Source organism: uncultured Boseongicola sp. (assembly GCF_937988555.1).
Classification (GTDB): Bacteria; Pseudomonadota; Alphaproteobacteria; order Rhodobacterales; family Rhodobacteraceae; genus Boseongicola.
In genome coordinates this window covers 1-7,192 of the sequence record NZ_CALJXO010000113.1, presented here as the reverse complement: position 1 = coordinate 7,192, position 7,192 = coordinate 1, and the positions used below count along the sequence as shown (strand labels likewise).

Here is a 7,192-nt window from a genome sequence, read left to right as displayed (position 1 = left end):
GTGTCTCGTTCACCGACTTGTTCATGATCTCCTGCAACGGCGTCGTCTTAAATTTCCGCAAGTTTTCTCGAAGGCGGTCAAAGATCACCACCGTGTCGTTGATCGAGTACCCAACAATCGTCAGAATCGCCGCAATCGTTGCCAGATCAAACCGGATCTGAAGCAGGCTGAATATACCAATCGTCAGGATTACATCGTGAAAAAGCGCCGCAACCGCGCCGACAGAAAACTGCCACTCGAACCGCAACCAGATATAGATCAGGATCGCCACAAGTGCTCCCGCCACAGCAAGCAACGCCGTGCGGATCAACTCTCCCGACACCTTCGGGCCGACGCTTTCTACGGATGTAAACTTCAGAGTCGGATCAACCAATTTCAACGCGGCTTCTACCTCTACGATCACTGTGCCGGTCACGCTTTCCTGACCGTCCTGCGCCTGAATACGGACCATTGATACGTTTTGATCATCGCGAAACGTCGGATCGAACACCTGACTTATCGCCACGTCTCCAAGTTGCAGCGCCTCAACCGCATCGCGGTAAGCGCCCACATCGACGGGCTGCACGGCCTCGGTCCGGATGGTTGTGCCGCCCCGGAAATCAATGCCGAAGTTCAGACCGACGGTCAGCCACAAGATGATCGACGCAATGAAGGCAACAACCGAAGCCCCTATCGTCACATAGCGATAGCGGAAAAAATCATAGTTTGTCTCTGCGGGAACAAGTCTCAATCTCATGATCTTAAACCTCGATTGTTCGCGGACGTTTCCGCTCAAACCACATGACGACAATCAAGCGCGTCACAAAAATCGCCGTAAACACCGACGTCGCAATTCCGATCATCAACGTCACCGCAAAACCCTTCACCGGCCCCGACCCCAAAGCAAACAGGATCATCGCCGTCATGAACGTGGTGATGTTGGCGTCAAATATAGCGCTCAAAGCCTTCTCGTAGCCAAGCTCAATCGCCCGGCTCGGCCCCTTTGCGGTCTTCAATTCCTCGCGTATTCGCTCGAACACCAACACGTTGGCATCAACAGCCATGCCGATGGTCAACACGATCCCCGCGATCCCCGGCAACGTCAGCGTCGCGCCCAATAAGCTTAAAATTCCGAACAAAAGCCCAACATTCAACAGCAAGGAAATATTCGCGAAAACCCCAAAAAGGCCGTAGGACAACGTCATAAAGACCAAAACCGCAGCAAAAGCGATCAGCGACGCAATGCGCCCGGCTTCAATCGAATCCTGTCCCAACTCAGGCCCGATTGTGCGCTCTTCGAGGAAAGTCATCTCAGCAGGCAAAGCACCCGCGCGCAACAAAATAGCCAGTTGCGTCGAGCTATCGACAGTGAAGTTCCCGGTGATCTGCCCCGACCCGCCAGTGATCGGCTCGTTGATGCGGGGTGCCGTAATCACCTGATCATCAAGAACAATCGCGAACGGCGCGCCGGTGTTTTCAGTCGTATACTGGCCAAAAACACGGGCTCCCGACGGGTTGAACCGGAACGTCACCGACGGCAAACCATTCTGATCAAAACCAGGTTGCGCATCAACAAGATCGTCGCCCGTGACAACCGCCTGACGCTCCAAAATGTAATAAAGCGACGTGTCGTCGAGATCCTGCACGATTATCTCACCCGGTCCGGGCTGAACATCGGCATTGCTGGTCTGTTGGATAACCGGATGGAAGGTCAGCCTCGCCGTCGTCCCGATCAGCGCCTTCAGCTCTTCAGCCGAGCCAATCCCCGGCACCTGGATCAAAATGCGGTCCGCACCCTGCCGCTGGATCGTCGGCTCGCGCGTGCCAACCTCGTCGACCCGGCGGCGAATGATCTCCAGCGATTGCTGTATCGTGCGACTGTCCGTCGCTGCCTTCTCTTCCGCCGACAAGGTTATAATAATTGTATTGCCACGCCCCGACACCGAAATGTCTGTCGCCCCGACCCCGGTCAATGAGGCAACCGGCTGCGCCAAAGCCCGCACCGCCGTCAAAGCGGCCGGGAGTGCCTCGGCCTGCGAAATCCGCACGTGCAACTCGCCCGCTGGCGCATCTTCGACGCGTTCCACAAATCCGACCTGATCGCGGATCGTCACAAGGGCGTCGCGCGCCCCAAGCCAATAGCCGTCCATGCGCTCGGTATAGACGTCCGCAACCTGCACCTCGGCCAGAAGATGTGCGCCTCCGCGTAAATCAAGCCCCAGATTGACCAGTGTGGATGGCAAGAACGACGGCCACGATCCGGCCGCCTCTTCACGCTCAGGCGTAGACCCAAGCGCTTCTATTTCGGCCATGGCGTCATTGTGCTGTTCCACACGAGAATAAAATCCGTTCGGGAACGCGAGAAGCATGCCAAGCAGGCAAACCGCCCAAATGGCAAATCGCTTCCAAGCGGCGATCTGAAGCATGAAAAACCCTTAAGTATTCGCGGGTTCGGTTTTAGACCGGACCTGTGTAATCGTATGCTTAATGACCCGAACGCTGACGCCGGTTGCAATCTCGATCTCGATCTCGGCGTCGTCGCGCACCTTGGTCACCTTGCCGACGATCCCGCCGGCGGTCACGACCTGATCACCACGACGCAGCGCTTCGACCATGCCCGTATGCTCTTTCAGCTTCTTTTGCTGCGGGCGGATCAGCAGGAAGTACATGATACCGAAAATAAGCACCATCGGGATAACGAGAGACGTAAATACATCCCCGCCACCGGCAGCCGCTTGCGCATATGCAGGCGTAACGAACATCTAGATTTTCCTTGTCTTTGTTGGGCCGCGTAGTGGTCCCGTTTAAGCTTGGCGCGCACCCTACCTAGGGGCAGTATGGTTGGCAAGCAACGGGCAGGCGGTTGTCACGATGAAATTAAGTTGAAACCCGTGCTTCAAAAAAACTTCACACCTCTGCAACCCCAAACCAACCTCGCACCCGCTCAAGATACAGCCCGAAAGGACGGCTCAAGACGACCATCAAAACCGCGATCGTAAGAAGCAGGGTCGCAATTTGCACAAAAGATTCCCCCGACACAATAAGCGTCACGGCATAGACCGGCAATTGGAACGTCAGGAACGCCACCACATCCATAAGCCTACGGCGCCACCCAACCGTTGAGATCGTCTTTGCAAACATCCAATCACGGTGAATGCCGTACGGCCGCACCGCAACAATCATCATCGGCACCACGATCAGCCGCGTAATCAACTCCTCTCCCGGCGCCATCCCCGCGATATTCAAATCAGAGAACGCCGCAACGGTCGTGAAAAAATACGATCGAGGTCAATGTATCGACAACCGCTTTACACATCCTTTACCTGTCGCTGATCCGCGCGATGCAATCAATCCCCGGTAGCCCGCCGCAAAACCCCATTTGCACGAGTCAAAAAATCCGCCATATAGCGCGCATCCTGAACCAACCCTCAAAGGAGAGGACAGATGCACGACATCCGCGCAATTCGCGAAAACCCAAGCACCTTCGACGCCGCCATGACCAGGCTCGGGATTTCGGACGCGTCGTCGAGCATCTTGGTCGCCGATGAAGCGCGCCGCACGGCCATTCAGGCGGCTGAAGCGATGAAAGCCGAAGGCAACGCAGCCGCCAAAGAAATCGGCGCGGCCAAAGCCGCAGGCGACACCGAAAAATTCGAGCGTCTGCGCGCTGAAGTTGCAGACAAGAAAAAGGCGACGGCGGAGCAAGAACAGACCGCCAAGGACCTTGACGCCAAGCTGCGCGACATCCTGATGTCGCTGCCAAACCTGCCGTATGACAACGTCCCCGAGGGCAAGGACGAAAACGACAATGTCGAACTTCACCGTTGGGGCACGCCGCCTGCGTTCGACTTTTCGGCGAAAGAACACTTTGAAATCAAAGGTGTGAAAGGCGGTATGGATTTCGAAACGGCCGCCAAACTATCCGGCAGCCGCTTTGTCGTCATGTCCGGTGCCGTCGCCCGCGTGCACCGCGCCCTCGCGCAATTCATGCTCGACACACACACCACGGAAAACGGCCTGATCGAAGTCATCCCGCCCATCCTCGTGCGCGATGAGGCAATGTATGGCACCAATCAACTGCCGAAATTCGCCGAGGACAGCTATCAGACCCGCGAAGGCATGTGGCTTATCCCGACCTCCGAAGTCTCGCTCACCAATATTGTCGCAGGCGAGGTTCTCAGCGCGGACTATCTCCCCCGCCGATATGTCGCCCACACCAACTGTTTCCGCTCGGAAGCCGGTAGCGCAGGACGCGACACCTCTGGCATGTTGCGCCAACACCAGTTCGAAAAAGTCGAAATGGTCTCGATCACGCACCCGGATAAATCCGAAGACGAACACGCCCGAATGACCCGTTGCGCCGAAGGCATCCTAGAAGCCCTCGGCCTCGCCTATCGCACGATGATCCTGTGCACCGGCGATATGGGCTTTGGCGCACGGCGCACCCACGACATCGAAGTCTGGCTGCCGGGGCAAGATACCTACCGCGAGATCTCGTCCGTCTCGACCTGTGGCGCGTTCCAGGCCCGCCGCATGAATGCGCGTTTTCGCGGCGAAGACGGCAAACCGCAGTTCCTTCACACCCTGAACGGATCGGGCCTCGCGGTTGGTCGCTGCCTGATCGCGGTCCTTGAAAACGGTCAAACCGAGGACGGCGGCGTGGTTCTGCCACAAGGGCTTGGCCCATGGCTCGGTGGCAAATCCCGGATCACACCGGACGGCGACCTCGCCTGATCGCCCCATTGCCCCCCGCTCCGGCTTCGCGGAAACTTCCCGAAAAGCCGAAGCATCCCCGGATGCTCGACACGCAATGTAGCCAAGGCGTTCAATTGAACATTCCATGGCCCCCGCCCCATCCGCGCGTCCTGCTGGCGAGCTGCATGAAGGACGAAGGCCCGTTCATCCTGGACTGGCTCGCGTGACACAGGGCCCTCAGCGTCACAGATTTCGTTGTCTTTTTTAAATGATTGCACCGATGGACCCGACACACTTCTAGATCATCTCGACGCGCGCGGCGACCTCACCCTGCTGCCCAACCCCGGCAGCCTTTTTGGACGTAGCTACTCCCAACCGGCTGCCCTCAGCTTCGTCCAGACCATGCCGGTGTTTCGCGCAGCCGATTTCATGCTCCCAATTGATGTCGACGAGTTTGTAAACATCCGCACAGGCGACGGCACGCTTCAAAGCCTTTTTGGCAAACCTCGATCCCTTCGACGTTTTGTCGATCTGCGAACTGAACTAGGGCAAAAATCACCACGAGGCCTTCCAACCGGGTTGGGTCACTGACCTTTTTCCAGCCCACGACACCCCGCGACCGGGACGTTGGCACGCCAACATCGGCGTTACTTATATGCCCCGCCTGTCGCCACGCGTTGAGAAAATCCGAAACCACCACCCCGACCTTGACCCCTAGGCAACCGACGCCGTCTGGCCTGACGGCGCAGGCAATCGCATCACAGAGCGTGCTGAGGATCCAAAGAAAAACGGTATCATTGGCGTGAAAAACGCGACCTCATTTCACTTAAGCACTACCCGTTGCGCTCGATCAACAGCTTCCTCGTCAAGGCGTGGCGATGGCGTCATCAAAGACAAACAAGTCTCAAATGCGTATTCCCGGCACCGCAATCGTAACTCGCACTGAAATATGGACATTTCAAAGGGCCAGTCCCTCGCGCGCGCCGCCGACAAAGACTTCGTGGATGACAAAAAACTCATGCCCCTCCACAACGCCTGCAACGCCGCCCACCAAGTACGGATCGACGCGCTGAACGCGAATCCCGACTACCGCGCCCGGCGTGCGGAAATCATGAACATCGCTGTGGAACAGAAAAAGCCGTCGCCGGCGAAAGGCGCCGGCGGCGACCCTAAGAACGACTGAACGACTACCATCTGATGCCGGTAGCATCAGCGATATGATCGCTCGAGGTACTGCAGTACGATGTCTTCGGTGAGAGTATCGTTGGTTGTCGAAAAGTCGCCGCGGCCCCAAAAGTGGCAGCCCCAGTAGCGTTTCTTCAATTGCGGAAATTCCCGCTGTACCTTGTGCGACGAGCGCCCTTTCATCAACCGCATAAGGTGGCTCACCGCAAGTTTCGGTGGCACCGACACGAACATATGCACATGGTCGCCGCAGGAAGCTCTTCTTCATCGACCGCGCCATCTTCCATCGAAGATATGCCGTCTCCATCGCTGCCCTCAACCGGAGCCTGTGCCCAGACCGCGCCGCCAAACATCGCACAAGCAGCTAAAATCGAAATAATTCTCATCCGAATCTCTCCTGATTGAATGGCGGTCCCGCCGACAGGCGGATGAAGCTTCGACACCGATATGAGGGGGCAAACTCACCCGTCACAACCGTCCAGACGCCCCTTGTGAGTCTCCGGCCATTTCGCGCCCCCCCAAACCAACCGCGCCGTTCAGCCGAGGCCAATGCACAAACCCGCCGAAAGCGCGCGCCCGCCGACCCAAACCGGCAAAAGCAGCAAGCCCTTGCCAGATTGCCCTCGCGCCCCACTTAAAAGACATGATTTCATACCGCGCCTACGCCATCCTTGTGTTCACCGCCGCCATCGCCTTCGCGGGGGGGCCGTTCATCATCTCATTTGACGGCTTTGATCCAAACGCCTACCCGGTGCCGCAAGACAGCCCTCCGGCCCAACCCGCGGGCTACGCATTCGCGATCTGGGGACCGATCTACCTCTGGCTCCTTGCCTCGACCGGCTTTGGCCTTTTCGCACGGGCTGATGATCCTGACTGGACCGCCACGCGCCCGCCGCTTCTCATCTCGCTCGCAATAGGAGCAATCTGGCTTCCCGTGGCGGAAGTCAGCCCCATCTGGGCCACTGTCCTGATCTGGGCAATGCTGGTCACCGCGCTTATCGCCCTGTTGCGAACGCCCCAGAACGACCGGTGGCTTCTGCGCGCACCAATTGGCCTCTATGCGGGCTGGCTAACGGCTGCCAGCAGCGTCTCGGTCGCACTTTTGGGTGCGGGCTACGGCGTGGCATTCAGTCAGGTCACTTGGGCGGTCATTACCATATCGATCGTTTTCGTCATCGCTATGATTATGATCCTGACCCGAAAAGCGCCCGGCACATACGTCTTTGCCGTCGCATGGGCGTTGATCGGCCTGGTCGTGCAAAACATGACGACAATACCGATGATCGCAGCCCTTGCGGCCATAGGAGCCGTTACGCTTGCAACGCTTTTCGTT

Annotated in this window: 8 protein-coding genes and 2 pseudogenes; 4 read left to right on the top strand and 6 right to left on the bottom strand. The window is 57.7% G+C overall.

The features are described 5' to 3' along the window. The 4 genes and pseudogenes from secF to alaE all read right to left on the bottom strand — a co-directional run. The coding region (gene secF / locus Q1B15_RS06190) for a protein translocase subunit SecF (protein WP_299751686.1) at positions 1-736 on the bottom strand (736 nt) is incomplete at its 3' end. A 4-nt stretch (positions 737-740) separates the two neighbouring features. Then, the gene (secD, locus tag Q1B15_RS06185) at positions 741-2,405 is read right to left on the bottom strand and encodes a protein translocase subunit SecD (RefSeq protein ID WP_299751683.1); all 1,665 of its coding nucleotides are present in this window, start codon (positions 2,403-2,405) and stop codon (positions 741-743) included. A 9-nt stretch (positions 2,406-2,414) separates the two neighbouring features. Continuing rightward, a complete protein-coding gene (gene yajC, locus Q1B15_RS06180; protein ID WP_299751680.1) occupies positions 2,415-2,741 on the bottom strand; it encodes a preprotein translocase subunit YajC in 327 nt (108 codons plus the stop codon). A 145-nt stretch (positions 2,742-2,886) separates the two neighbouring features. After that, positions 2,887-3,243: pseudogene (gene alaE, locus Q1B15_RS06175) on the bottom strand (L-alanine exporter AlaE); the annotation flags it as partial. Positions 3,244-3,423: 180 nt separating this feature from the next. On the opposite strand from alaE, the gene serS reads away from it, so the two are divergent. The 3 genes from serS (at position 3,424) to Q1B15_RS06160 (ending at position 5,857) form a co-directional block, all read left to right on the top strand. Further along, a complete protein-coding gene (gene serS, locus Q1B15_RS06170) occupies positions 3,424-4,713 on the top strand; it encodes a serine--tRNA ligase (protein ID WP_299751678.1) in 1,290 nt (429 codons plus the stop codon). Positions 4,714-4,929: 216 nt separating this feature from the next. Further along, a complete protein-coding gene (locus tag Q1B15_RS23360) occupies positions 4,930-5,265 on the top strand; it encodes a glycosyltransferase family 2 protein (RefSeq protein WP_366141682.1) in 336 nt (111 codons plus the stop codon). 358 nt (positions 5,266-5,623) lie between these two features. Next, positions 5,624-5,857: a hypothetical protein gene (locus Q1B15_RS06160; protein ID WP_299751672.1), complete on the top strand. Its 234-nt coding sequence runs from the start codon at positions 5,624-5,626 to the stop codon at positions 5,855-5,857. Between the two features lie 4 nt (positions 5,858-5,861). Here the strand turns inward: Q1B15_RS06160 and tnpA are convergent. Both tnpA and Q1B15_RS06150 read right to left on the bottom strand, forming a co-directional pair. After that, positions 5,862-6,105 (bottom strand): annotated as a pseudogene (gene tnpA, locus Q1B15_RS06155) (IS200/IS605 family transposase); the annotation flags it as partial. Further along, the gene (locus Q1B15_RS06150; protein ID WP_299751669.1) at positions 6,060-6,245 is read right to left on the bottom strand and encodes a hypothetical protein; all 186 of its coding nucleotides are present in this window, start codon (positions 6,243-6,245) and stop codon (positions 6,060-6,062) included. The pseudogene tnpA and the gene Q1B15_RS06150, both read right to left, overlap by 46 nt. A 257-nt stretch (positions 6,246-6,502) precedes the next feature. Here Q1B15_RS06150 and Q1B15_RS06145 point away from each other — a divergent pair. Continuing rightward, positions 6,503-7,192, top strand: a 690-nt coding sequence (locus Q1B15_RS06145) for a hypothetical protein (RefSeq protein ID WP_299751666.1), incomplete at its 3' end; no start/stop codon positions are given.